Origin of the sequence: Rhodoferax sp. TH121 (genome assembly GCF_002251855.1) — a bacterium.
GTDB lineage: Bacteria > Pseudomonadota > Gammaproteobacteria > Burkholderiales > Burkholderiaceae_C > Allorhodoferax.
Genome location: NZ_NOXW01000021.1, coordinates 597,203 through 622,200, shown reverse-complemented (window position 1 = coordinate 622,200; position 24,998 = coordinate 597,203). Strand labels below are relative to the sequence as shown.

The 24,998-nt window shown below is 64.0% G+C and carries 20 protein-coding genes; 8 read left to right on the top strand and 12 right to left on the bottom strand.

Annotation, left to right across the window (positions count from 1 at the left end; translation table 11 throughout):
* Window positions 1-2 precede the first annotated feature (2 nt).
* On the top strand, window positions 3-305 hold the full coding sequence (locus CHU94_RS12980; RefSeq protein ID WP_094480470.1) for a DUF2007 domain-containing protein: 303 nt from the start codon (window positions 3-5) through the stop codon (window positions 303-305).
* Window positions 306-386: 81 nt separating this feature from the next.
* On the opposite strand, the gene CHU94_RS12975 is transcribed toward CHU94_RS12980, so the two are convergent.
* From CHU94_RS12975 to CHU94_RS12965, 3 genes are all read right to left on the bottom strand, one after another.
* Window positions 387-866: a glycine zipper 2TM domain-containing protein gene (locus CHU94_RS12975; protein WP_094480468.1), complete on the bottom strand. Its 480-nt coding sequence runs from the start codon at window positions 864-866 to the stop codon at window positions 387-389.
* A 133-nt stretch (window positions 867-999) separates the two neighbouring features.
* Window positions 1,000-1,302 carry a hypothetical protein gene (locus tag CHU94_RS12970; RefSeq protein WP_094480466.1) on the bottom strand — a complete coding sequence of 101 codons (303 nt, stop codon included), beginning with the start codon at window positions 1,300-1,302 and terminating at the stop codon, window positions 1,000-1,002.
* A 42-nt stretch (window positions 1,303-1,344) separates the two neighbouring features.
* Window positions 1,345-1,626, bottom strand: coding sequence for a DUF427 domain-containing protein (locus CHU94_RS12965; protein ID WP_094481078.1), 282 nt, complete (start codon window positions 1,624-1,626; stop codon window positions 1,345-1,347).
* A 128-nt stretch (window positions 1,627-1,754) separates the two neighbouring features.
* On the opposite strand from CHU94_RS12965, the gene CHU94_RS12960 reads away from it, so the two are divergent.
* The 6 genes from CHU94_RS12960 (at window position 1,755) to CHU94_RS12935 (ending at window position 6,314) form a co-directional block, all read left to right on the top strand.
* Window positions 1,755-2,684 carry an ABC transporter substrate-binding protein gene (locus CHU94_RS12960; RefSeq protein ID WP_303396088.1) on the top strand — a complete coding sequence of 310 codons (930 nt, stop codon included), beginning with the start codon at window positions 1,755-1,757 and terminating at the stop codon, window positions 2,682-2,684.
* Window positions 2,685-2,692: 8 nt separating this feature from the next.
* Window positions 2,693-3,871 carry an ABC transporter permease gene (locus tag CHU94_RS12955; RefSeq protein ID WP_255033946.1) on the top strand — a complete coding sequence of 393 codons (1,179 nt, stop codon included), beginning with the start codon at window positions 2,693-2,695 and terminating at the stop codon, window positions 3,869-3,871.
* Window positions 3,868-4,809: an ABC transporter ATP-binding protein gene (locus CHU94_RS12950; RefSeq protein WP_094480464.1), complete on the top strand. Its 942-nt coding sequence runs from the start codon at window positions 3,868-3,870 to the stop codon at window positions 4,807-4,809. The genes CHU94_RS12955 and CHU94_RS12950 overlap by 4 nt, the downstream gene beginning before the upstream one ends.
* Window positions 4,802-5,566, top strand: a complete 765-nt coding sequence (locus tag CHU94_RS12945) for an ABC transporter permease (RefSeq protein ID WP_255033945.1) — start codon at window positions 4,802-4,804, stop codon at window positions 5,564-5,566. Before CHU94_RS12950 ends, CHU94_RS12945 begins: the two co-directional genes overlap by 8 nt.
* Window positions 5,567-5,752: 186 nt before the next feature.
* Window positions 5,753-6,112: a carboxymuconolactone decarboxylase family protein gene (locus CHU94_RS12940; protein WP_094480462.1), complete on the top strand. Its 360-nt coding sequence runs from the start codon at window positions 5,753-5,755 to the stop codon at window positions 6,110-6,112.
* A gap of 73 nt (window positions 6,113-6,185) precedes the next feature.
* Window positions 6,186-6,314: a DUF3149 domain-containing protein gene (locus tag CHU94_RS12935; protein ID WP_094480460.1), complete on the top strand. Its 129-nt coding sequence runs from the start codon at window positions 6,186-6,188 to the stop codon at window positions 6,312-6,314.
* Between the two features lie 61 nt (window positions 6,315-6,375).
* Here CHU94_RS12935 and clpB read toward each other — a convergent pair whose 3' ends face one another.
* The 4 genes from clpB to CHU94_RS12915 form a co-directional block, all read right to left on the bottom strand.
* On the bottom strand, window positions 6,376-8,973 hold the full coding sequence (gene clpB, locus CHU94_RS12930) for an ATP-dependent chaperone ClpB (RefSeq protein ID WP_094480458.1): 2,598 nt from the start codon (window positions 8,971-8,973) through the stop codon (window positions 6,376-6,378).
* A gap of 139 nt (window positions 8,974-9,112) precedes the next feature.
* Window positions 9,113-15,040 carry an alkaline phosphatase D family protein gene (locus tag CHU94_RS12925; RefSeq protein ID WP_094480456.1) on the bottom strand — a complete coding sequence of 1,976 codons (5,928 nt, stop codon included), beginning with the start codon at window positions 15,038-15,040 and terminating at the stop codon, window positions 9,113-9,115.
* Window positions 15,041-15,069: 29 nt separating this feature from the next.
* Window positions 15,070-17,514 (bottom strand): bifunctional diguanylate cyclase/phosphodiesterase, encoded by a 2,445-nt coding sequence (locus tag CHU94_RS12920; RefSeq protein ID WP_094480454.1) that lies wholly within the window; start codon window positions 17,512-17,514, stop codon window positions 15,070-15,072.
* Window positions 17,515-17,656: 142 nt separating this feature from the next.
* Window positions 17,657-18,157: a molybdenum cofactor biosynthesis protein MoaE gene (locus CHU94_RS12915; protein WP_094481070.1), complete on the bottom strand. Its 501-nt coding sequence runs from the start codon at window positions 18,155-18,157 to the stop codon at window positions 17,657-17,659.
* A 263-nt stretch (window positions 18,158-18,420) separates the two neighbouring features.
* On the opposite strand from CHU94_RS12915, the gene dapA reads away from it, so the two are divergent.
* Entirely contained in the window at window positions 18,421-19,314 is an 894-nt protein-coding gene (gene dapA, locus CHU94_RS12910) for a 4-hydroxy-tetrahydrodipicolinate synthase (RefSeq protein ID WP_255033944.1), read from the top strand.
* On the opposite strand, the gene moaD is transcribed toward dapA, so the two are convergent.
* The 5 genes from moaD to CHU94_RS12885 all read right to left on the bottom strand — a co-directional run bounded on the left by moaD (window position 19,301) and on the right by CHU94_RS12885 (window position 24,924).
* The gene (gene moaD, locus CHU94_RS12905) at window positions 19,301-19,552 is read right to left on the bottom strand and encodes a molybdopterin converting factor subunit 1 (protein WP_094480450.1); all 252 of its coding nucleotides are present in this window, start codon (window positions 19,550-19,552) and stop codon (window positions 19,301-19,303) included. The genes dapA and moaD overlap by 14 nt on opposite strands.
* Window positions 19,549-20,796, bottom strand: a complete 1,248-nt coding sequence (gene glp / locus CHU94_RS12900) for a gephyrin-like molybdotransferase Glp (RefSeq protein ID WP_094480448.1) — start codon at window positions 20,794-20,796, stop codon at window positions 19,549-19,551. Before glp ends, moaD begins: the two co-directional genes overlap by 4 nt.
* 78 nt (window positions 20,797-20,874) lie before the next feature.
* Complete coding sequence (thrC, locus tag CHU94_RS12895; protein WP_094480446.1) at window positions 20,875-22,305, bottom strand: threonine synthase; 1,431 nt, start codon at window positions 22,303-22,305, stop codon at window positions 20,875-20,877.
* Window positions 22,305-23,627, bottom strand: a complete 1,323-nt coding sequence (locus CHU94_RS12890; protein ID WP_094480444.1) for a homoserine dehydrogenase — start codon at window positions 23,625-23,627, stop codon at window positions 22,305-22,307. The genes thrC and CHU94_RS12890 overlap by 1 nt, the downstream gene beginning before the upstream one ends.
* A gap of 70 nt (window positions 23,628-23,697) precedes the next feature.
* Window positions 23,698-24,924 (bottom strand): pyridoxal phosphate-dependent aminotransferase, encoded by a 1,227-nt coding sequence (locus CHU94_RS12885; protein ID WP_094480442.1) that lies wholly within the window; start codon window positions 24,922-24,924, stop codon window positions 23,698-23,700.
* Window positions 24,925-24,998 lie beyond the last annotated feature (74 nt).

Here is a 24,998-nt window from a genome sequence, read left to right as displayed (position 1 = left end):
CCATGCCACGGCTGACCCAAGCTCCCAATCTGCAAATTGCAACGCTGTGGGCAGACGCGCTCCAGGCGGAGGGGATTGAAGCCAGTGTGCAGCGGCAATTTCTGGGCAGTGCGGCGGGTGAACTGCCACCCGACCAATGCCTGCCAGAGGTGTGGATTCGCCACCCGGAGCAGGAAGCTGCTGCCCGGGAGCTTCTGCACCACTTGCAGCATGTACCTCAGCGGCGGTGGTTGTGTGCATGTGGCGAGCTGGTGGAAGGTGGGTTTGAGCAGTGCTGGAGCTGCGGCGCGTGGATGCCCCGGTAGCCAATTTGGCAGCAGCACAACGCCAACAGGCCTCCAGCGCATGACGCCGAAGGCCTGTTTGGTTAGGGGACGGGGCGAAGCTCAGGGGGCCGCGTTCTTCTTGGCAATTTCATTGCCAATGTAGCCACCGCCCACAGCACCTGCGATGGTTGCCAGGGTCTTGCCATCACCACTGCCAATCTGGCTGCCCAGTGCGCCGCCCACAAGGGCACCCACACCGATGCCAACGACGCTGTTTTTCTCTGCCGGAGCGGCAGGCGATGCAGCGGGTTGCGCAGGGGTGTTGGTGTTTGCTGCTACTGGGGTGGAGGACTTTGGCGCGGATTGCTTCTGGCTGGCGGCCTTTTGCACGGTGTTTTTTGCAGCAGGGGTAGACACCTCTACCGGGGCACTGATGGCAACACCATCGGACGCCGCCTTGGCATTGGAGTTGGGAAGAATGCCCGTGATGGCAGCGGCGCCCAGCAGGCTCACCAGCACCACCGAACCGGCAGCAAGCGCCACCAGGGGGTGCAGGCGGGGAATGATGGTTGGTTTGGTCTGAATGGGGTACGAGTTCATAAAGTGTCCTTCTGTGACGATTGAAACAATCTCAACGCCAGTTTGGCTGGCCTGTGCGGCCACCACCAGAGGACATCATCTCGACTTGACGTAGGCGATTTCCTACAACGCCGTTGCCATCAGCAACCAGGCCTCACTCAGGCGTATTTACGTCGCCATCGGCCCCAGGGGCGTTCAGTGCCTGCTGCGCCAGCTCTTCGTCGGACACTTCTGGCAGGTTGTTCAGCTCGTTCCACTCTTGCAAAAATTCTTCGCTGGGTTCTTCGCCGTGCACCAGTACGTCATCGATCGTCTGGCGCCGCTGTGTGAAGGGCTCCGCAGCCGGTGGGGCGCCAGCAGGGCCTCTGGCAGAGGCCGCCGCTGATGGCATATTTTTGGCCTTTGCCTCCAGGAGCGATGCAAAGTCTCCGTTGTGGGGGGTGTCTTGGTCTGTCATAGCGGTTCTCCCATCAAATTTTTGGTGTGGTCAACGCATGGCTCAGGCCGTGACCTGCACGCCCTTCCAGAAGGCTACGCGGTCGCGCACCATCTCAGCTTCGGGTTTGGGATCGGCGTAGTACCAGACGGCGTCGATGTTCATCTCGCCATTCACCAGCAGCGAGTAATAGCTTGCTTGGCCTTTCCAGGCGCAGCTGGTCTTGTGGTTGCTGAACTGCACATAGTCGCGGTTCAGGGCACTGGCGGGGAAGTAGTGGCTGCCTTCCACCAGCACGGTGTCATTGCTTTCGGCTATTACGGTACCGTTCCAAATCGCTTTCATGGCGGGCTCCAGATGTTGCATGCAGGGGCTGCCATTGCATCACAGCTTTCACCACAGCGCCGCCGTCCGGGGCCTACCGGGGCCATCCGCTTTCGCTTATCCTGTGCCCACACTTGAAAGGCCCTGCCATGTTCACCTCCCACCTCTTCATGCGTCGCCACCTGCTGGTGCTGGCTGCCAGCCTGCTGGCCAGCTGGGCCGCCCAGGCCCAAGGCCCTGTGCGCGTGGGCTCCAAGATCGACACCGAAGGCAAGCTGCTGGGCAACATCATCGTGCTGGCGCTGGAGGCCAAGGGCATCAAGACCGAGAACAAAGTGGCGCTGGGCAATACCAAGGTGGTGCGCACGGCGCTGCTGGCCGGCGAGATTGACCTCTACCCCGAGTACACCGGCAACGGTGCATTCATGCTGGGCGACGAGGGCAACAAGGCCTGGAAGAGCCTGCGCGCGGGCTACGAGCTGGCCAAGAAAATGGACCTGGAGAAGAACAAAATCGTCTGGCTGGAGCCGGCCAATGCCAACAACACCTGGGCGATTGCCGTGCGCCGTGATGTAGCCAGCGCCAACCAGCTGCGCACGCTGGAGGACATGGGCCGCTACATCGCCAAAGGCGGCACGTTCAAGCTGGCAGCCTCGGCCGAATTCATGGCGCGTGCCGATGCCATGCCCGCCTTCCAGGCCGCCTATGGCTTCAAGCTGCGCGCCGACCAGGCGCTGGTGCTGGCCGGGGGCGACACGGCGGCCACCATCAAGGCTGCGGCCGAAAAGACCTCAGGGGTGAACGCCGCAATGGCCTATGGCACCGACGGCCCGGTGGCCGCGCTGGGCTTGGTAGTGATGGACGATCCCAAGGGTGTGCAGCCCGTGTATGCACCCGCACCGCTGGTGCGTGAAGCGGTGCTCAAGCAGTACCCAGCCATTGCCACGGTGCTGACCCCCATCTTCAAGGCGCTGGACGGCCCCACGCTGCAAATGCTGAACGCCCGCATTCAGTTGGAAGGACAGGACCCACGCAAGGTGGCCACCACCTTCTTGCAGAGCAAGGGTTTCCTGCAATAAGCGCCGCCGTGGCGGATACGCCTACCCAGCGCTGCAACCCGGTGCTGGCGCTGTGCACTGCACTGGCACTGACTGCCGCTTGGGCTCTGCCCTTTGTGCGCGTGGCGCCCAACCGCCTGCTATCAGGCGAGCCCGTTTACCTGGTCAACGTACTGCAGAGCCATGTTGCCTGGCTGGTCACTGCGCTCACGGTTGTGGTGCTGCTCTTCGCTACCCTGCAGGCCCAGCGCCGCGCCGCACACGCACTGGTGCTAACGGCCATGGCCGCCACGCTGGCCGGGCTGTGGCTGCTGGCAGGCGCACACGCCCAGCAAGTGGCAAACACCGAATCGCCCCTGCACCGCACAGCGCTGGGCGCCGGCTTCTGGACGCTGGCGAGCCTGGCCTGGCTGGCGGCACTGGATGCGGTAGCACGGCTGCGGCTGGGCACCGTGGCACGCCTGGCCGTACTCGCAGCCACCGCCCTGCCCTTGCTGGCTGTACTGGCCGCACCGGGTGTTGGGCAAGACCTTTCCATCGCCAAAGAGTACGCCAACCGCAGCGATGTGTTTGGCGCTGCCGTGCTGCGCCATCTGCAGATCGTGCTGCTGGCCACGGTGCCCGCCGTAGGTATTGGCGTGCCGCTGGCCTGGGCGATGGCCCGCACGCCACGGCTGCGCCAAACGCTGTTTCCCGTGCTCAATGTGATCCAGACGATTCCTTCCATTGCGCTGTTTGGCTTGCTGATGGCGCCGCTGGCCTGGGCCGCCGCGCAGGCGCCGGTGCTGGGGCAAATGGGCATCAGCGGTGTGGGACTGGCGCCTGCGGTGCTGGCGCTGCTGCTGTATGCGCTGTTGCCCATCGCCCGCTCCACGCTGGCCGGGCTGGAGCAGGTGCCCGTAGCGGCCACCACCGCGGCGCGCGCCATGGGCATGGCGCCCTGGCAGGTGCTGTGGCAGGTGGAGCTGCCGCTCGCGCTACCGGTATTGCTCATCGGCCTGCGCACGGCGGTGGTGCAGACCACGGGCCTGGCTGCTGTTACCGCGCTGGTGGGTGCCGGGGGCCTGGGTAGCATCATGTTTGACGGCCTGTTCAGCGCGGCCAACGAGCTGGTGATGCTGGGCGTGCTGCCCATCATGCTGCTGGCCGTGTTGGCCGATGCCGGTTTCAAAGCCTTGGGCGCCCTGCTGGAGGCGCCCTCCGCATGATCACCTTCGACCACACCAGTAAGTCTTACGACGGCGCCCCCGCCATTACCGACCTGAACCTGCACATTGCGCGTGGCGAGCTGCTGGTGCTGATCGGGCCCTCGGGTTCGGGCAAGTCCACCGCACTCAAGATGGTCAACCGCATGGTGGACCATGACGGGGGCCGGATTCTGCTGGACGGGCAAGAGATCTACAGCTTTGACGTGCTGGACCTGCGCCGGCGCATGGGCTATGCCATCCAGTCGGTGGGCCTGTTCCCGCACTGGACGGTGGCGCGTAACATCGCCACCGTGCCGCAGCTGCTGGGCTGGAGCGCGGAGCGCATTGACGCGCGTGTGACCGAGCTGCTGACCCTGTTTGCGATGGAGCCTGCGCAATACCGCAACCGCTACCCGCACCAGCTGTCGGGCGGGCAGCTGCAGCGGGTGGGCGTGGCGCGCGCACTGGCGGCTGACCCAGATGTGCTGCTGATGGACGAACCCTTTGGCGCGCTGGACCCGGTGACGCGCACCGCGCTGCAGCTGGAGCTCCAACGTGTGCACCAGGCGTCTGGCAAAACCATTGTGCTGGTGACGCACGACATTGACGAAGCCCTGCTGCTGGCCACGCGCATCGTGCTGCTGCGCCAGGGCCGTGTGGAACAAGTAGGCACGCCACTGGAGCTGCTGGCGACGCCAGCCAATGACTTTGTGGCGGACTTTGTGGGCCGCGCCGACCGTGGGCTCAAGCTGCTCTCGCTGCGGCCCATTGCGCCACTGGTGCAGCCGCTGGCCGAGCCCACGCCCCTTGCTCAGATTGCCGACACCGCCACGGTGCGCGAGGCCCTGTCGCACATGGCAGCGCAGGCGGTGTCCACGCTGCGCGTGGTAGGTGCTGCCGGGCAGGTGCTGGGCCAGGTGCGCGCGGCAGATCTGCTGGAAGCGCAGCACCGTGGCTAAGAACTTGGTGAACGCACCGCAGCCTGCCCGCGCCTGGTGGGCCGACCGCCTGCCGTGGACAGTGGCACTGCTACTGGCGCTGGCCTATGGCTTGCCGCACAGCCAGCCCCTGTTTGCCGCCCTTTTCCCTGCGCTGCCGCGCCCGGTCTACCTGCAGGAGCCGCTGGCCAGCTTGCTGTGGCAACACTTGGGGCTAGTGACAGTGTCCAGCGCGGTGTCGGTGCTGCTGGGAACGGCCGCTGGCCTGGCCGCCACGCGCCCGGCAGGCCGAGCCTTCCGCCCACTGCTGGAAACCATCGCCGCCATGGGCCAGACCTTTCCGCCCGTGGCCGTGTTGGCCGTGGCCGTGCCTGCGGTGGGTTTTGGTGAGCTGCCCGCGCTTCTGGCGCTGTCGCTGTTTGGCCTGCTGCCGGTGCTGCAGGCCACACTGGCCGGGCTGGAGTCGGTGCCGCGGCCGGTGCAGGAGTCGGCACGGGCCATGGGGCTCTCACCCTGGCAGCGGCTGTGGCGGGTGCAGGTGCCGCTGGCCCTGCCGCTGTGGGTGGCCGGTGTGCGCACCTCCGTCATCATCAACATCGGCACCGCGGCAATAGCCTCCACCGTGGGCGCCAAGACGCTGGGCTCCCCCATCATCGTCGGCCTCTCCGGCTTCAACACCGCCTACGTGTTGCAAGGCGCCGTGCTGGTGGGCCTGCTGGCCGTGGCGGCAGACATGGCGTTTGAGCGGTTGGCGCGGCGCGTTCAGTGGCAAGGCTGAGTGCCCGCAAATCGCTATACATTTGATAGCTGCTCACGCAATATCCACAGGTCCTAGATGCCAATTCGGCACCAAATCGTGCGTTCTGCAAGCTAACTTGACGGCAATCGCAGCCTGTTTGCGCCGGGTCAAGGCACCCCGGTCGCTGTCTGCCTACAGTGAGGTTTTCAGCCTCCGGAGCACCGCATGAGCAGCTTTGACCACAGCACCCTGATCAAGAACATCAACGACAACCTGGCCCCCCTGCGCAAGGCGCAGCCTGATGCGCTGCAAGGTTTTGGGCAACTGGCCAAAGCGGCCATGGCCGATGGCGCCGTGAGCGCGAAGCACAAAGAGCTGATAGCTCTGGCCATTGGCATCACCCAGCATTGCTCGGGGTGTATCGGCTTTCACATCAAGGCGCTGCACAAGCTGGGCTGCACCCGCGCCGAGCTGGATGAAATGCTGGCCGTGTGTGTCTATATGGGCGGCGGCCCCGCCCTGATGTACGCCGCCGAGGCAGGTGCCGCATGGAACAGCATGGCCCCAGCCCCAACGGCAGCCTGACACAGGGGTTGATACAGGTCAGAACCTGCAGCAGCCACAGGCCTAGGATAGCGTGGTCACTTAGGAGAAAACCATGAAACTGATGTCCGATTTGTTTTCCACTGACTACGGCCTCATGAGCTTGGCGGTGCTGGCGTTTATTGTGGCGATGGCGGTGTGGTTTGGCGCCTTCTTCCGCCGCAAGATGAACGAAAAACCTTGAAAGCCCCCCCAAATGCAAAACGCACCGTTTCCGGTGCGTTTTGCATTTGGGGGGGCTGGCGTCAGGCGAAGCTGAACTCCCCCGGCGCAAGGATGGGGTCCACGCCCACCTTGATGGTGGCCTTGGGCGCGAACTTACCCTCCAGCAACAGCTTGGACAGCGGGTTCTCGATGCGCTGCTGGATCGCGCGCTTCAGCGGCCGCGCACCAAACACCGGATCAAAACCGACCTTGGCCAACTCCGCCACCGCGGCCTCGCTCACATCCAGCGTCAGGTCCATCTTGGCCAAGCGGCCCATCAAGGTGGCGAGTTGGATCTTGGCGATGGAGGCAATATGGCCAGCACCCAGTGCGTGGAAGACCACGGTCTCGTCGATACGGTTCAAAAACTCGGGGCGGAAGTGGTTCTTCAGCTCACCGGTCACCGCGTCCTTCACGTCCTCGTAGTCCTGCCCCACCATGCTCTGAATGAGCTGGCTGCCGATATTGCTGGTCATCACGATGACGGTGTTCTTGAAGTCCACGGTACGACCCTGGCCGTCGGTCAGGCGGCCGTCGTCCAGCACCTGCAACAGCACGTTGAACACGTCCGGATGGGCCTTTTCGATCTCGTCCAGCAGCAGCACGCTGTAGGGCTTGCGGCGCACGGCTTCAGTCAGGTAGCCGCCCTCCTCGTACCCTACGTAGCCGGGTGGCGCGCCAATCAGGCGGGCCACGCTGTGCTTCTCCATGAACTCGCTCATGTCGATGCGCACCAAGTGCTCTTCGCTGTCGAACATGAAGCCGGCCAGCGCCTTGCACAGCTCGGTCTTGCCCACGCCCGTGGGGCCCAGGAACAGGAAGGAGCCTGTCGGACGGTTAGGGTCGGAGAGGCCCGAGCGTGAACGGCGGATGGCGTTGGCAACAGCGGCAATGGCCTCGTCCTGCCCGACCACGCGGTCGTGCAGCTTGTCTTCCATTTGCAGCAGCTTGTCGCGTTCGCCCTGCAGCATCTTGCTGACCGGGATGCCGGTGGCACGGCTCACCACCTCAGCAATCTCATCAGCCCCCACTTGGGTGCGCAAGAGCTGACGTGTGGCACCTTCGCCGCCTTTGGACTTGCCAGCCTCTTTTTCCTGGGCCTCTTTGAGCTGCTTTTCCAGCTCGGGCAGCTTGCCGTATTGCAGCTCGGCCACCTTGGCCAGGTCGCCCTTGCGGGTCAGGCCCTCGATCTGGGTGCGTAGCTTGTCAATCTCTTCACGCACCTGGGCGCTGCCTTGGGCCGTGGCTTTTTCTGCCTTCCAGATTTCATCCAGGTCCGCAATTTCCTTTTGCAAGGATTGGATCTCTTCGTCAATCAGCTCCAGGCGCTTGAGCGAGGCTTCGTCTTTCTCGCGCTTCACGGCTTCGCGCTCGATCTGCAACTGGATCAGGCGGCGATCGAGCTTGTCCATGACCTCGGGCTTGGAGTCCAACTCGATCTTGATCTTGCTGGCCGCTTCGTCGATCAGGTCAATGGCCTTGTCGGGCAAAAAGCGGTCGGTGATGTAGCGGTTGGACAGCTCGGCCGCAGCCACGATGGCCGGGTCGGTGATGTCCACACCGTGGTGGACCTCATAGCGCTCTTTCAGGCCGCGCAGAATGGCGATGGTGGCTTCCACCGTGGGCTCGCCCACCAGAATTTTCTGAAAGCGGCGCTCCAGCGCGGCGTCTTTTTCGATGTACTTGCGGTATTCGTCCAGCGTGGTGGCGCCCACGCAGTGCAGCTCGCCGCGCGCCAGCGCGGGCTTGAGCATGTTGCCGGCGTCCATGGCGCCCTCGCCTTTGCCAGCACCCACCATGGTGTGCAGCTCGTCGATGAACACGATGGTCTGGCCTTCGTCCTTGGCCAGGTCTTTGAGCACATTCTTCAGGCGTTCTTCAAACTCGCCGCGGAACTTGGCACCGGCCAGCAGTGCCGCCATATCCAGGCTCAGCACACGCTTGCCCTTCAGGCTGTCGGGCACCTCACCGGCCACGATACGTTGGGCCAGGCCTTCGACAATGGCGGTTTTGCCGACACCGGGTTCGCCAATCAGCACGGGGTTGTTTTTAGTACGGCGCTGCAGTACCTGGATGGCGCGACGGATCTCGTCGTCGCGGCCAATCACGGGGTCCAGCTTGCCCAGGCGGGCGCGCTCGGTCAGGTCGATACAGTATTTTTTGAGCGACTCGCGCTGCTCTTCGGCATCGGCACTGTCCACAGCCTGGCCACCGCGCACGGCATCGATGGCTGCCTCCAGACTCTTGCGGGTCAGGCCGTTGGCGCGGGCCAGGTTGCCGGCGTCGCCCTTGTGGTCGGCCAGCGCCAGCAAGAACAGCTCGCCCGCGATGAACTGGTCGCCACGCTTGATGGATTCCTTCTCCGCCGCCTGCAGCAGGCTCACCATGTCGCGGCCCACCGTCACCTGCTCGTGCCCTTGCACCTGGGGCAGGCGTTTGATCGCAGCCTCAGCCGACGCCAGCAAACCGGCCACATTGACGCCAGCGCGGTTCATCAGTGCCTTGGGGCCATCGTCCACTCGAATCATGGCCGCCAGCAAGTGCACCGGTTCGATGTACTGGTTGTCATTGCCCAAGGCCAGGCTTTGGGCTTCGCTCAAGGCTTCTTGGAATTTGGTAGTGAGTTTTTCGATTCGCATTGCTGCTCCCGCGACTGTGATTCAGATGCCTTCCAGCTTGGGGCCATGGTGCCCCATTTCAAGGCCCGCCCCCCCAGCGCCAGCGGGCATTGGTCCAGAGTTTGACCCACATCAAACGCCGGGCCAATCCCCAGCACGCTTAGCCCAAGAGCCAGTCGACCTGCACCTGATCTGGCGTGGCCACATCGAAGCGGCGCATGCTGAAACTGGCGCGCAGCTGCTGGCCGCCACCGGGCTGTGGCGCCAGTTCGCACTCCAGCCAACCGTCGCCATTCCAGGCCTGCGCCTCAATCTGCGCGTTACCGCCTGCCAGCGGCACGGTCTCTTGTGCCAGCACATCGCTGGCGGCCACGTTGGCAAAACGCAGCGGCGCGTGCAGCGGTGGCGTGACCAGTGCATAAGCCTTGACCGGGCTGTGGCTGAACACAATGGTGGCGCTGGCTGCGCAGTGGTAGTCGCCCGACAGGAACACCACGTTGCTGATGCGCTGCGTAGCGATGAAGTCGAGCACACGTTGGCGGTCGCCTTCGGCGAACTGCCAGTTGTCAGTCGACCTTGGCGAGGGCCGGCCCAGCCCTTGCACCAGCCCAGGTGCCAGCACGGCGCCGGTGGCGATGAACTTGGCATGGTTACCACGCGCCTGCTCCTGCAGCAGCCAAGCCTCCAGCACCGGCCACTGACCGGGTTCCAGCAAGCGCCGCTGTGTGCCGAGTGCGCGGTTGCGGTGCACGCGGGTGTTGAGCGAGAGAAATGCCGCTGCCGTGTGCGACACCGCCCCATCGTGCCCCTGCGGCCCTAGCGGGGCCGGGCCATGGGCACGCTGGAATGCGGCAAAGGCGCTCAAGGCGTTTCGTGTAAGTACCGCACGGGCCAAGCCCAGGCGTTCTTCGTCACGGCTCCAGTTGTCGGCAATCTCGTGGTCGTCCATGGCCATGTAAAGCGGCAGGCTGCGCGCCAGTTGCCGGAAGCCCGGCGAGCCAAAGGCCTCGCGGTAGCGCGGCAACAGCGATTCGATGGGCGAGGCGCTGGACGCCAGACCGGCGCGTGCATCAGCGTAAATCTGGTCGCCCAGCATCCACATCAGCGAGGCGGGAGCCTGCCGCTGGCGTGCGGCCAGTTGCTGCAGGGTGTGGTCACTGCGGGCTGCCTCCAGCTCGGTAATACCCGGGTGGCGACAGGTGGCTGCCACGAAACGCAGACCGTTGTGTGGCGCGAGCCGTTGGCCCTGCAAACGCAACACGCAATCGCGCATCCAGCGCAGGCTGCGGCGCTGGCGTGAGAGTGTGCCGGGCTGCGCGCGCAAGGCCACAGCACGCTGCTCACGCACCAGAGCCGCTAGGGGGCGCAACAGGGCCACCGCGTCGGCAAGGGTCAATGCGAGTGGCAAGGGCTGTAGCGCCCCGTGCCCTACCGCATGGGGCACAGCGCGTGTGGTGGGAGCCAGTTCCCACCCAGCGGCCCCTTGCGCCTGCGCCAGGATGTGCCGGTAATCCGCATGCGCGGCCTCCGCCGAAGGGGGCACCGCGGGCACCGGGCTGCGCCCGCCACTGTGAGCCACATCGGCCACCGTGACGGGCGCACCCCACAGCGCAGGCCAATGCAGTGCGTCGGCCGGGGTATCGGTGGGTGCGTCGGCCGCAATGCGGTGCAGGCTCACCATGGCCACGGTGATGGCGCCTTGCCATTCAGCCGGTACACGCAGATCTGCCACCGCATACACAATGCTCTGGTCGGGCGATGCATCCTTTGCCACCCCCACCAGTCCTTCGAGCGGGCTGCTGACAAGTGGCCAGGCTTGCACCGTGCGCTGGCGCCCGACCGAAAGCAGCGTCATGGCCGCCACAGCCGTATCGGCCTGGGAGTTGTCCACCTCAATCCAGACGCGCACCACCGTATCCGCCCCCTCGCGACGCACCCAGCCCGTAAGCGGTCCGGTGCGCGGCAGACGGGCGCGCAGGCGATTTTGCGTAGCGGGTTCGGGCAGGTCTGCAGCTTGGGCCTTGTTGAAGAAGTCCACGACCTCCGCAAAAATGACCTCGGGCGCACGCTTGCCAATGGTGCAGTCGAAATGGGCGTGGTCTTGGGCGACCAAAAAGCGGTCGAGACCTGTTGCCAGCCGCTGGCCGCCAAAGGCGCGGCTGAACTGACGCTGGGTTTCGTGCAGGGATTCCTTGTCGAACAGGACATTGTCCGCACCATGCAGCAACATGACAGGCATGCCCAGGTAGCGACGCACGTTTTCGTCCGTCACATAGATGTTCTGGCCGTCAGCGTCCACCAGATGTTCGTACTCTACGCACTTGGCGCCATGCAAAAACACGCCCAGGTTAGTGCGGCCAAAGTACAGGTCCAGCTTCTCGTGGGTGCCGGGGCGGCCGGGCTGGCTTTCGATCAGCTGGTCGTGCCGGAACAGGCGGCTGAGGAAACCCGCCATGCGCTTGCAGGAGGTGCTGTCGGGCTGGTGCACACGCAGGTCGTGTTCGTGCGGGCAACGCTCGGCCTCGTCGTAATGGAAGCTGGCAAACAGCCGGTCCATGAGTGCGTGAAGACCGTCCGCCTGGGCCGTACCCGCAGCAAAGTTCACGTACTCCAGACCCAAGGCATTGACCATGAGCGAGGCCACCTGCAAGCGCATCTGAGCGGTAACGGAACCAATCACATAAGGCTGGAACTGCGAAAACAGCACGGCGGCCACCTTGGGCTTGCCCGCCTCGTGCATGAGGTGGCCACCCAGCAAGGCCATGGCGGTGGACGCCGAGCCCACGCAGTGGCTAAACACGCTGAGCTGGCCGGGCAGAAGCTCTGGCTCACTGCGCTCGGACTGCAATACGCTGAGTGCGTGATTGACGGCGGCAGGAAGGTCGCAAGCGCCGATGTCGTCCATGCTGGAGAGCCGGGCCGAGGCGCGCAAAAAGGGACTGACGCGGTATTCGAGTAGCCACACGTCCCAGCCTTGGGCGTAGAGCATGGCCGCCAATGCACGTTCGCCCAGCTCTTCGGCCACAAAGGGCAAGGTGTTCTGCGCAAAACCGTTGAGCAGGATGATGGATTTGAATCGCCGCAAGCCCTGCGGGGTCACGCTGGATTCCACACGCGGCTGCGCATAGCGCACCAGACCGATGCGGATGGTTTCGGTCTTGGGATCGGACGCATCCTCCCCCGCACGCAGGGGCACGGTCAAGCACACCGGAGCCTGCGGCTGCACACTGTGGCCATCGGGCAGACGGATGGGCGGATACTGGTCGGCGGTCAGTTCGAAGTCGCCGTTGTCAGGGAGTGTGGCCGGGTCTACGGCGGGCAGGTCGGCGCGGTAGTCGGGCAGGCGGAAGTCCAGCATTCGGCTGCTGACCACGTAACGCAGGATGGTGAGCGGGTAGGTGATGAAGGCTGCCAGCCCGTTGACTGTGTCCGGGCCGGGTTTCATTTGCGGCGCAATTCGGCGCACCATCTCAGGCACATCCATGGTCAGGCGGCCCGTGGCTAACACACGCCCGCCCTTGGCCTGCATCAGTTGCACATCGAGTTGTGTGAGTTCGTCCCACACACTGCGGCGCTGCGGCGCAGGCCAACCACCGTGTTGCCACTTGTTACGCGCCCAAGCCCAGAGTTCACTCCAGCCCAGGGCAGGTTGTATCAACTTGCTGCCTTGCAGGTACCAGCTGCGTTCGCCATCGCTGAGCGTGAGCCTGTAGTCAAAGGTGCGCGCGGCACTGGCGTGCCAGAGCAGCTTGAGGCCATCCCAGACCAGATCCTTCAGTTTTTGCTTCGGGGCACCCTCCTCCTTAGGTCGCTTGCTGTCGGGGTACCAGCGGGCGATCCCGTAGGTCAAGCCCGCGCGCAAGGTGCGGCAGGCGCGAGCGATAAAACCCTCAGGCGCCGCTCGGAACAGCTGCACCGTGCCGCCGGTGACATGCAGCACCGTGGACGGACCGTGTGCAGCGTCAATCACCAGCCGCGAGGCGGTGAGGCTACGCGCCGTGGCACTTCCCGGCAATGCCAGCAGGGTGTGACTGGGGTCTTGCCACAGCCGGGTCCAGTCGGCAACGTCCATTTCCAGAAACAGGGCCGCCGCGGGTGAGGTGATTCCCGTGGGCCACCAAGAGGGCAGCACGGCCTCCGGCTCAGGCTGCAAGGGGCCACGCAAGACCTCGGCCAACACTGTCCCGCGGGGAGCATCGGGCCCGGCCTTCACGGTGGGGGCGATGGGCGGGTGCGGGGGCAAAGTGCGTGTTTGCGGCGCCCGGGCCGGTTCGTCTTGCAGCAGCAAGCGGCAGGCGCGCTCTGCCAGCGCAGTGATGGTGAGCAAAGGGTTCACCCCCAGCGAGGTGGGGATCACAGAGCCGTCCACCACGACCAAGCCGGTGTGCACGCTGCCATCGGGCAAGAAGACTTGGCCTTGGTGGTTGACTACGCCATGTGCGGGCGATGCGGCCATGCGGCATCCCCCCAACGGGTGCACGGTGATCCAGCTGGGTTCGGCCTTGGGGCCACTGAGCACGCTGGCAATTTTGTCGGGCAGTACTCCGGTGGCGGGGTTGGGCAAGAACTCGGCCCCGACGCCCTCGACACTCGCCGCCCGGCTGCGGTGCAGGCCTGGGGCCGGGTCTTGCGCACCCAGCTCCCAAGACCAGGCAATGCGCGACTGTGGCTTGGCCAAGTGGGCCCGTCCGGCCGAGCTGTCGTGCCCCATCCCCAGCATGACCAGGCTGCGTGCTGTGCGCAACGGGTCTGCGACCAAAGGGTCGCGCTCGCCAGATTGGCGCACACCGAATCGCGCCAACTGCGGCAACACCCCCAGGGTGGCCAAAGCTTCGCCCACGATAGGCGCGAGCATGCCAGGAATGCCACCGTCTTCCGTGACGGTGCTCTGGGTGTGGTCTTGTGTGTCGTGAAAGCGGATCACCGAACTGATCGTGGGCCCGACTTTGTCACCCGCTGGGCGCACCGTGCCACTGCCCTCGCCCACGGCGTTGGCCTGGTCGTCCATGTCGTAGGCTGCGCTGAGGTCGTCGCCGTTGGCAGAAATGCCTTTGCCCAACCAGCTGTGGGCCACGGGCAGCCCGTGCGCACGGGAGCGCAGCAGGATTTCGCTGGAGCCAAAGGTTCCGGCACTGAGTACGACGCGGCCGGTACGCAGCACAAACTCGTACGCAAGGTTCAGAGGGCCTTCAGGCGCATCAAAGGACTGTTCCCAGGCGCCGCGTTCGGTGGTGCGCACGCAGTGCACCTCCCAGTCCCGCCCGGGGTGGGCCACATCAGGGCGATGTTGCACGTACAACACGCTGACGCCGGTAAACATGCGTGCGCCTGCTTGTGCGGCGCGCGGCAGGTAGGTCTTGTCCAGACTGAGCTTGGCATTGTGGTTGCAACCCGAGCAACAGTCACCGCAGCCCACACACGCATCGCGCGGGCCCAAAGCTGCTGGGGCCTGGGCCCGGAACTCGATGGCCAGGGACACGTCCTCGGTGCGGACCTGCAGGCGGCTGCTGCCAAAACGGTCGGCTGCGGCCTGGCCAATCTCTTGCATGCGTTGGTACTTGAGGGTGTGTTGCGGCACGCACGCCGGTGAGGCACGCTGGGCTTCAGGCGACTGAACCTCCAGCACCTGTGCAGCACGCGCGTAATCGGCATCCAGTGAAGCGTCGCGCAGCGGCGCTGGCCAGGCCTCTTGCTGAAACACCCGTGCATCGGGGCGCAGCGCTACAGCGGCATTGATCAGGCTGCCGCCACCCAGGCCGTTGCCGACAAGGGCCGTGGCGCGCGTTCCCACCCGAAAATCAAACAGTGCGTCCTCATAGCCGATAGCCGAAGGGCCTTGGGCGCGATCAGCATTGCCACCCACCTCGGCGCGCACAAAGCCGCCGAACTGGCCAAAGTCGGTCGGAAACTCGCCGGCCACATACTCCGAGCCGCGCTCCAGCACGGCTACGCTGTAGCCATGTTCGGCAAAACGCAAAGCGGCGACAGAGCCACCGTAACCGGACCCGACCACGACCACCTCGGGCGCATAGCCCTCTTCCTGGGTGCTGGCAATCAGTTGCTCCACACCGTGTGACAGCCAATGCATGGCACATCTCCCTGAATAGTTTTTTAAGTTCAGCGCACAAAAGGCAGCTGGGTCTCGCACCAGCGATCAAATTCGGGCACCGGCATGGGCGCTGCGGCAAACCAGCCCTGCGCATAGTCGCAGCCAATCGCACGCAGCAATGACCACTCCTCTGCGTCCTCTGCCCCTTCGGCCACCACCGTAAGCCCCAGGCGATGGCCCATGGCAATGGTGGATTCCAAAAGCGCAGCGCCATCGGTGCCCGGGCGCACATGGCGCACAAAAGCACGATCGATTTTCAGCTCGGCCACCGGCATTTTTTGCAAATACGCCAACGAGGAGTAGCCCGTGCCAAAGTCGTCAATCGACAAACTGAAGCCGCTGGCGCGCAGTGCGTTCATGACCTCCAGTGCTGAAGCCGGGTCCTGCATGGCGCCGCTTTCGGTGATTTCGAAGCGGATATCACCTGGCTCCGCCCCCATCTCAAGCGCGAGGATGGCGGTACGGGCTGCAAAGCCGGTCTCGCCCAAGTCGAAGGTGGAGAGGTTGACCGAAATCTGCAGCGGGCGCCCTTGGGCGCGGTAACTGGCTGCCAAGCGCATCGCATGCTCCAACACCCAGCGCGTAAGCAGTGTGATGCGCCCCGTCTTCTCGGCAAAGGGCACAAAGTCGCCCGGCGGAATCATGCCGCGGCGCGGGTGCTCCCAGCGCACCAAGGCCTCAGCGCTGCCTACGGTGCCGTCGCTCAGGCGCACCTTGGGTTGCAGGTACAGGCGCAACTCATTCTGTTCCACAGCCCGCTTGAGCTCAGACAACAAATCCAGGTCGGCGCGCTGGCTGGTCTCCATTTCCTGCTGGTACATCAGCCAGTTGCGGTGCTGGGTCCGCCCTGCATCCAAGGCAATTTCGGCGTTGCGCAGCAGCTGTGCCATGGTGGTGTTGTCTGCGGGCGGCAGTGCCACACCAACCGCGAGCGTGATATCCACGGCCTGTCCTTCAATTTCTGCAGGGCTGTTGAATGCGTAGTCCACTTCTTCGCGCATGGCGGCAAGGCTGATATCGCTGGGAAACACCAGACAGAACTGGTCTGCATGCATGCGTCCTACGCAGGCGGCTGTGTGGACCTTGCAAACGGCCTGCAAGCGGCGGCCAGTCTCCTTGAGTATCTGATCCCCCAGCGTGGGGCCCAGCGTTTCGTTGATGGCGTGAAAACGCTCCACGTTGAGCATCAAGGCCGCGGGCACTTCCCCTCGGTCGATGCGCAACTGGCCATACTGCCGCGCCCCCTCACGGTTGAGCAGCCCCGTAAGCGCATCAAAACGCGCCATGCGAGCCGTCTCGCGCTGCAGGCGCAGTGTGCGGTCGGCAATGCCGTAGCAAAACGCGATCGGCAGCAGCATGGTGCGCGCAAAATCAAACGTCGAACCCAACGCGACCGCAGAGGGCATGGGCTCCCGCAGCACCACGCTGTAGAGCAAAAAGGTCAGCCAGTAGATGGCAATGGGAGTGAGCCCGAGCAACAAAATGCCACAACCACGCTCCCCCCCACGCCAGCCACGCCAATTGCCCGTTAGCAGCACCAGAAAATGCAGTGGCACCAAGCCATAGATCAACACCGTGGCCAAGCTTGGCAACAGGTAGTGCAAGGGAATCATGCTGGCAAACAACACCGCAACACCGTAGGCCACCTTGGTGGTACGGGGACTGTGCTTGGCAAAGCGCCCAAAGCGGACGCTGAGCAACACCGACAGCACGCCTACCAAGTAATTGAAGATCCAGGCGTTGAGCCACAGCGGCGAACTGACATCGAGCACAAAAGGCAGGCCACTCTTGGTAAAGATGGTCAGCGACTGCACGCTGGCATAGAGCGCATAAATGGCGTAGTTCAGGTCTCGCAGCGTGATGCCGAAAAACAAGGCCACCAGCGCCGTGGTGAATAGGAACACCGCGCCACTGTGGTTGAGCAGATCGGTTCCGTGTTCGTCACGCAAGCTTTCTTCAGGTGCCACCGCCTCCACCAACAGGGTGCGTGCCAATCCCGGGTAGGCCAAGGCCCCCAGGGCGGGCTCAAAACGCGCATAGAGCGGAAACGTCGCTGCAGCGGGCGGAAACAAGGCACGCAAGCCAGTGACAATCGCCCCGTTGCTGGGCCCTAGGCGCAAAGCCTGCCCCAAAGGTTTGCCTTGGGCATCGAACAAGGCAATGTTGACGCGCTGGACATTCAAGTCCGCGAAAGACAACCAAGGCGGGGTTTCCTGGGCCTGGCCGGAGGGCAGCCGCGCGATACGAACCCAGCAGGCCCCGCCATCCGGGTCCACCGGCACCTTGCCATCGGAGGCGGCAATCCAGCCCGTGGCGGGTTGGGCCAATATTTGCTGGATCGACGGAAGGTCGCAGCGGTATTCCACGGGCAAGGCTGCGCCGCACGCCCAGGCACTCCAAAGCGTAAACGCCACTCCTACCCATAGCCGCAGTGCGAGTCGCCGGAGGTCCATGTCCAACCTTGTTCAATGCGCTCAATCGGGAACCAGGCGGGGCCAAGGGCGCACCGCTTCAATCTGTTACCAATTGTAGGAGGATCAGGCCCGAAACGCCTGTTTTCAGGCTCCGCGTGCTACGCTTTTTGGCGCAGGTAGATTAAGCGTTACGCGCCTCGATACCCCAGCGGGCCAGGGCCTCGTCGTCACTCACCCGGGCATCCACCCAATGCGCGCCCTCAGGGGTTTGCTCTTTTTTCCAGAACGGGGCCTGGGTCTTGAGGTAGTCCATCAGGAACTCGCAGGCCTGGAAGCTCTGGCCCCGGTGCGCCGAGGTCACTGCCACTAGCACCACCCCGTCGGTGGGCCGCAGCACGCCGACCCGGTGCACCACGCGGGCGCCCAGAATGTCAAACCGCGCAAACGCGTCATCTACCATGGCCTCGATGGACTTCTCGGTCATGCCGGGGTAGTGCTCCAACTCCAGAGTCTGCACCGAACCTGCAGCACCGGGTGCATTGCGGTCGCGCACCGTGCCCACAAAGGTGCAGACGGCGCCAACCCGCGGGTCACCGGCCTGCAGGGCAGCAATTTCCTGCGCCACATCGAAGGGTTGTGGCTGGATACGGACACGGGGGACAGTGGAGACATCGAAAGGCATGGCCAGATTGTGGCACCGTGCTAGCATGTGGCCCATGTTCGCATGTACCGCACTCCTCGCCACGGCCACTTTGACCCTGGTCGGCGCACGTGTGGTGGCTGCGAACAAATCCAAAAAACCCAAGCTCATTTGACCGGAGCTGCGGTTCCGTCCTCAGATGAGCGATGGAACTGCGAACAACACCCCTCCCCCGTTTTCCGCACCCCGCCGCGCAGCTGACGATGGTTCTTTCCATCGGTCGTGTTTCTGCAAAGGATGTTTACGTGCACGCTACTGCTTCCTCTCACATCTTCTCCGGCCTCTGGATTCCATTGGTCACTCCCTTTCAAGACAACGCCGTGGACCACACGGCCCTGCGCCAACTGGTGCAACACTTGGAGCCCCAGGGCATTGCTGGCATCGTGGTGTGTGGCTCCACGGGCGAGGCTGCCGCGCTAGGTGCCGAGGAGCAATTGGCCGTCTTCGATACGGTGGCCCAGGCTGCGCCGGACCTGCCACGGGTGATGGGCTTGTCGGGCTACCACCTGCCCGATACGCTGGACTGGGTGCGCACCCTGGGCAGCCGCGGCCTGGCGGGTCTGCTGGTGCCGGCGCCGCACTACATCCGCCCCTCGCAGGCCGGGCTGCTGCAGTGGTTCACCGCCATTGCCGATGCCAGCGCGCAGCCGGTATTGGTCTACGACATTCCCGCACGTACCGGCGTGACCCTGAGCCTGTCCACACTGCGTACCTTGGCCCAGCACCCCAACATCGTGGGCATCAAGGATTGCGGCGGCGATATGGCCAAGACCCAGGCGCTAATTGCCGATGGGCAGCTGCAGGTGCTGGCGGGGGACGATGCCAACATCTTCACCACCCTGGCATTGGGCGGTACCGGCGCGATTGCCGCCAGTGGCCATGTGCACACGGCGCGCCTGGTGGCGCTGATGCAGCACGTGCTACGTGGAGAACTGGAGGCCGCGCAAACGCTGTGGCGGCCGCTGCAACCCTTGATCGAAGCACTGTTTGCGGAGCCCAACCCGGCGCCGGTGAAGGCGCTGCTGGCGCATCAGGGGCTGCTGCAGGCTGGCCTGCGCGCACCGATGACGGTTGCCTCCCAAGCGCTCACCGAGCGGCTGGTGGCCCTCAGTGCGGCGCTGGAGGTCAGCCCCCGGTAACCGGCGGGAAAAACGCCACTTCGCAGCCCGGCGTGAGCGGCGCCGACTCGGGGCTCATCACCTGGTCCAGCGCCATGCGCACCGCGCGGCCGGGCGCCAGGGCGTCGGCGCCAGCACCACCGCGCGCTACCAGCTCGGCACGCAATGCGGCCAGTGTGGTAGCTGCGGTGTCCAACTGCTCCGTGCCGGTGCCCATGGCCTCGCGCACGGAAGCAAAGTAACGCAGGGTGATGTTCATGCCAGCAACTCGCTGAACGGGATGTAGCGCACGGTGGCACCGTAGTGAATGGGCTCGCCCGGCGGGGTGTCGATCAGACCATCGCCCCACACCGCAGAGGTCAGCACCCCGGAGCTTTGGTTGGTGAAGAGCTCCAGGCCACCCTGCTCGTTGCGCCGCACACGCAGGAATTCACGGCGCTTTTCGGCTCTAGGCCAATCAAAATCTGCGCGAGCAGCTATGCTTTTCATAGCAACATCCTGCACACCCTGCATGCGCAGCAAGAAAGGCCGCACCAGCAACACAAAGGTCACGAAGCTGGACACCGGATTGCCAGGCAGGCCGATGAAATGCGCAGCGCCGATGCGGCCGTGCGCAAACGGCTTGCCGGGCTTGATGGCGATTTGCCACAGGTCCAGCTGGCCCAGGGACTGCACGGCAGGTTTGATGTGGTCTTCTTCGCCCACCGATACGCCGCCGCTGGTCAGCACTAGGTCATGGCTGGCCGCAGCCTGCTGCAAGGCTTCCACCGTGGCATCCAGCCGGTCGGGCACGATGCCCAAGTCCGTCACCTCGCAACCCAGGCGGCGCAACATGGCGCTGAGGAAAAAGCGGTTGGAGTTGTAAATGGCACCGGGCGGCATCTGCTCGGGCGGCACGGTGCCGGGCAGCACCAGCTCGTCCCCCGTGGAGAACAGCGCCACACGCGGCTTGCGCACCACCTGCAGCTGGGCCATGCCCACGCTGGCGCCCAGCCCCAGGGCGGCGGGCCCCAGGCGGGCGCCAGCGGCCAGCACCACATCGCCACGGGCCACGTCTTCACCCGAGCGGCGGATGTTCTGGCCCGGCAGCGGAGTGCTGTGGATCTGTACGTGAGCGGAGGCGGCGTCAGCGGCATCCACCACCACGCATTCCTCCTGCATCACCACCGCGTCAGCCCCCGGAGGCACCGGTGCACCGGTGAAGATGCGGGCCACCGTACCGGGCTGCAAAGGCGTCCCAACGCTGCCGGCCGCAATGCGCTGGGACACCGGCAAGGCCCCCTGTGCGGCCAGCACGTCGTCGACACGCACCGCATAACCATCCATGGCGCTGTTGTCACACGGCGGTACCTGCAGACCCGAGACGATGGCCTGCGCCAGCACGCGGCCATCAGCATCGCCAGTGGCCAAGGCTTCGGTCTGAGTGAGGGGCGCTACGCTGGCCAGCAGCTGGGCCAGCGCATCGTCCAGAGGCATCAGGGGTTTGCGGGGGGCGGTGGACATGCGGTGATTTGCTATGGTTTATATAGCTGCTTACGCACAATCCATGCGGCTTACACAGCTATTTCATTCTTATTCGGTTCAGTAGCCGCACTCGGCAGCCACCAGCGCCTTGATGGCGTCCACGTCAGCATCCATCACTTTGACGCGCTTGGGCAGCGCCTCAATACCTTCGAACTTGGCGGGGCGCTCGGGTTCGCGGCCCAGGGCTTCCACGATGGTGCCCGCAAACTTGATAGGCAGCGCGGTTTCCAGCACCACCATGGGCACGCCCTCAGTGCGCTGCTCCAGCGCCACCTTCAGGCCGTCGGCCGTATGGGTGTCAATCACCATGCCGTGCTGCTCAAAGGTCTCGCGGATGGTGCGCAGGCGGTCCGCATGCACGCTCTTGCCGCTGACAAAACCGTAAAGGCTGGCTGCTTGCGCAAACACCGGATCCGCGCTCAGGTCAAACTGACCGGTCTTGGCCAGACCTTCGCCAAACAAGGACTTGGTGCGCGCACCGTCGCGGCCCAGCAGGTCGAACACAAAGCGCTCGAAGTTGCTGGCCTTGGAAATGTCCATGGAGGGACTGGAAGTCTCGTGCGTATCGGCGGTGCCGCGCACGCGGTAGACGCCCGTGCGGAAGAACTCGTCGAGCACGTCGTTCTCGTTGGTGGCGACCACCAGCTTGGCAATCGGCAGGCCCATCTGCCGCGCCACATGGCCAGCGCAGACGTTGCCGAAGTTGCCCGAGGGCACGGCGAAGCTCACCTTTTGGGTGTTGCTTTCCGTGGCCTGGATGTAGCCCGCAAAGTAGTACACCACCTGCGCCAGCAGACGGGCCCAGTTGATGGAATTGACGGTGCCAATCTTGTACTTGCGCTTGAAGTCCAGGTCGTTGGACACCGCCTTGACGATGTCCTGGCAATCATCGAACACGCCGTTGATGGCGATGTTGTGGATGTTGGCGTCTTGCAGGCTAAACATCTGCGCCTGCTGGAAGGGGCTCATGCGGCCGTGCGGGCTGGTCATGAAGACGCGCACGCCCTTTTTGCCGCGCATGGCGTATTCAGCCGCGCTGCCGGTGTCGCCGCTGGTGGCGCCCAGGATGTTGAGCTCTTCACCACGACGGCCCAGTTCGTATTCGAACAGGTTGCCCAGCAACTGCATGGCCATGTCCTTGAAGGCCAACGTGGGGCCGTTGGACAAGGCTTCGATCCACACGCCGTCTTCCAGGTGGCGCAGCGGCACAATCTCGCCGGTGCCAAACACCTCGGCGGTGTAGGTCTTGGCGCACAAGGCGCGCAAGTCGGCGGCGGGAATGTCATCCACGTAGAGAGAAAGGATTTCAAACGCCAGCTCGGCGTAGCCTTGCTCATGGTAAACATTGCGCCAGCGCGTCAGTGTGGCGTCGTCGACCTGCGGATAGCTTTCAGGCAGGTACAGGCCGCCATCGGGCGCCAGGCCTTCGAGCAGGATTTCGCAGAAGCGCTTGCGGTCGGGGTTGCCACGGGTAGAGAGGTAATGCATCAGTTCAGCTCCTCTTTGCGGATGCGGGTAATCGGCGCCAGCACGGTGGGCAGGCCCTGCATATGGGCGATGGCGGCGTTCATCTTGGCTTCGGCGCAGTCGTGCGTGAGGATGATCACGTCGGTTTGGGTACCCGCTTCGCCACTGATTTCATCAGCTTCGCGCTGCAGCACCGCGTCGATGCTGATGCCGGCCTCGGCCAGGATTCCGGTAACCTTGGCCAGCACACCGGCCTCGTCGGCCACGCGCAGGCGCAGGTAGTAGCTGGTGACCACCTCCCCCATGGGCAGGATGGGCGTGTTGCTCATGGCACCGGGTTGGAAGGCCAGGTGCGGCACGCGCTGCGCCGCATCGGCGGTGTGCAGGCGAGTGATATCCACGAGGTCGGCAATCACGGCGCTGCCGGTGGGCTCGGAGCCTGCGCCCTTGCCGTAATACAGCGTGGTACCCACGGCGTCGCCGTTGACCACCACGGCGTTCATGGCGCCTTCCACATTGGCAATCAGGCGCTTGGCCGGAATCAGCGTGGGGTGTACGCGCAGCTCGATGCCATTGGCCATGCGCTTGGTGATGCCCAGCAGTTTGATGCGATAGCCCAGTTGCTCGGCGTACTTGATGTCGGCCGAGCCCAGCTGGGTGATGCCTTCCACATAGGCCTTGTCGAACTGCACGGGAATGCCGAAGGCAATGGCGCTCATCAGAGTGAGCTTGTGCGCAGCGTCCACGCCTTCGATGTCGAAGGTGGGGTCGGCTTCTGCATAGCCCAGGCGTTGCGCTTCCTTCAGCACCACATCAAAGTCCAGCCCCTTGTCACGCATTTCGGACAGGATGAAGTTGGTGGTGCCGTTGATGATGCCGGCGATCCACTGCACACGGTTGGCGGTCAGGCCTTCGCGCAGCGCCTTGATGATGGGAATGCCACCGGCCACGGCGGCCTCGAACGCCACCATCACTCCCTTGGCAGAGGCGGCTGCAAAAATCTCGGTGCCATGCACGGCCAAGAGCGCCTTGTTGGCGGTGACCACGTGCTTGCCTGCGGCAATGGCTTCGAGCACCAAGTCTTTGGCCAGCGTGTAGCCGCCGATGAGTTCGACCACGATGTCGATATCGGGGTTGCGGATGATCTCGCGCGCATCCGCCACCACTACCGCCTTGTCGCCCACGATGTCCTTGGCCAGTGCGGAGTTGCGGCGCGACACCATGGTCACCTCGATGCCGCGGCCAGCGCGGCCCTTGATCTCTTCCTGGTTGCGCTGCAGGACATTGAACACACCGCTGCCCACGGTGCCCAGGCCCATGATGCCCACTTGTATCGGTTTCATATATTTATCAGGTAAAAAGGCTTCTAGCTCTCGCAAATGCTGCGCGAGCCGCTATCAAAATCAGAGTGAATCAGCTGCCGTTGCGGGCTCGGTACTGCTCCAGGAACTTGGCTATGCGACCGATGGCCTCGCGCAGGTCGTCCTCGTGGGGCAAAAACACAATGCGGAAATGGTCGGGCTGTTGCCAGTTGAAACCCGTGCCCTGCACCAGCATCACGCGGGTCTCGCGCAGCAGCTCCAGGAAAAACAGGCGGTCATCCGAGATGGGGTACACCTTGGGGTCCAGCTTGGGAAACATGTAGAGCGCAGCCTGGGGCTTCACGCAGCTCACGCCGGGGATGGCGGTAATCAGCTCAAAGGCCAGATCACGCTGGCGGCGCAGTCGCCCACCTTCGCACACCAAGTCATTGATGCTCTGGTAGCCGCCCAGCGCCGTCTGGATGGCCCACTGTCCCGGCACGTTGGAGCACAACTTCATGTTCGAGAGCATGTTCAGGCCCTCGATGTAGTCCGAAGCGGCCTTCTTGTCGCCCGATACCACCAGCCAACCCGCGCGATAGCCGCAAGAGCGGTAGCTCTTGGAGAGCGAATTGAAGGTCAGCGTCAGCACGTCGGTGGACAGGCTGGCCATCGCGGTGTGCTTGATGCCGTCGTACAGCACCTTGTCGTATACCTCGTCCGCCAGAATCACCAGGCCGTGCTCGCGGGCAATGTTGATAATGCCCTTGAGCAACTCGTCCGAGTACAGAACGCCAGTGGGGTTGTTGGGATTAATGACCACAATACCCTTGGTGCGCGGCGTGATCTTGGCGCGGATGTCATCCAGATTGGGCATCCAGCCATTGGCTTCGTCGCACAGGTAATGCACCGGTGTACCACCTGACAGACTCGTGGCCGCAGTCCACAGCGGGTAGTCGGGCATGGGCAGCAGCAGCTCGTCGCCGTTGTCCAGCAGCGCGTTGGTCGCCATGGTGATGAGCTCACTGGCGCCGTTGCCCAGATAGATGTCATCGAGCGTAACGCCCGCAACGCCCTGCTTTTGGGTCTCATGCATCACCGCCTTGCGCGCCGCAAAGATGCCCTTGCTATCCGAATAACCTGCCGAGTTGGGCAGATTGCGGATCATGTCCTGCTGGATTTCTTCAGGCGCATCAAAACCAAACACCGCCAAGTTGCCCAAATTGAGCTTGATGATCTTTTGGCCTTCGTCCTCCATCTGACGCGCCGCGTCCATGATGGGACCGCGGATGTCATAGAGCACATTGGCCAGCTTGGCAGATTTCTGAATGGTTTTCAAAGTCCCTCCGGGAGGTGGCTACACAGGGTGAAACCTATAATTTGACCACAGAACGCTGGGCAATCTCCTGCCTG

Bases quoted from the DNA above. Each gene is read 5' to 3' on its own strand.
- moaD (WP_094480450.1), bottom strand. From the start codon at position 19,552: ATGAACATCACCCTGCGTTACTTTGCTTCCGTGCGCGAGGCCATGGGC.
- CHU94_RS12890 (WP_094480444.1), bottom strand. From the start codon at position 23,627: ATGAAACCGATACAAGTGGGCATCATGGGCCTGGGCACCGTGGGCAGC.
- CHU94_RS12975 (WP_094480468.1), bottom strand. From the start codon at position 866: ATGAACTCGTACCCCATTCAGACCAAACCAACCATCATTCCCCGCCTG.
- CHU94_RS12965 (WP_094481078.1), bottom strand. From the start codon at position 1,626: ATGAAAGCGATTTGGAACGGTACCGTAATAGCCGAAAGCAATGACACC.
- CHU94_RS12950 (WP_094480464.1), top strand. From the start codon at position 3,868: ATGATCACCTTCGACCACACCAGTAAGTCTTACGACGGCGCCCCCGCC.
- thrC (WP_094480446.1), bottom strand. From the start codon at position 22,305: ATGCATTACCTCTCTACCCGTGGCAACCCCGACCGCAAGCGCTTCTGC.
- CHU94_RS12920 (WP_094480454.1), bottom strand. From the start codon at position 17,514: ATGGACCTCCGGCGACTCGCACTGCGGCTATGGGTAGGAGTGGCGTTT.
- CHU94_RS12940 (WP_094480462.1), top strand. From the start codon at position 5,753: ATGAGCAGCTTTGACCACAGCACCCTGATCAAGAACATCAACGACAAC.
- CHU94_RS12935 (WP_094480460.1), top strand. From the start codon at position 6,186: ATGAAACTGATGTCCGATTTGTTTTCCACTGACTACGGCCTCATGAGC.
- CHU94_RS12980 (WP_094480470.1), top strand. From the start codon at position 3: ATGCCACGGCTGACCCAAGCTCCCAATCTGCAAATTGCAACGCTGTGG.
- CHU94_RS12960 (WP_303396088.1), top strand. From the start codon at position 1,755: ATGTTCACCTCCCACCTCTTCATGCGTCGCCACCTGCTGGTGCTGGCT.
- glp (WP_094480448.1), bottom strand. From the start codon at position 20,796: ATGTCCACCGCCCCCCGCAAACCCCTGATGCCTCTGGACGATGCGCTG.
- CHU94_RS12970 (WP_094480466.1), bottom strand. From the start codon at position 1,302: ATGACAGACCAAGACACCCCCCACAACGGAGACTTTGCATCGCTCCTG.
- clpB (WP_094480458.1), bottom strand. From the start codon at position 8,973: ATGCGAATCGAAAAACTCACTACCAAATTCCAAGAAGCCTTGAGCGAA.
- CHU94_RS12915 (WP_094481070.1), bottom strand. From the start codon at position 18,157: ATGCCTTTCGATGTCTCCACTGTCCCCCGTGTCCGTATCCAGCCACAA.
- CHU94_RS12925 (WP_094480456.1), bottom strand. From the start codon at position 15,040: ATGCATTGGCTGTCACACGGTGTGGAGCAACTGATTGCCAGCACCCAG.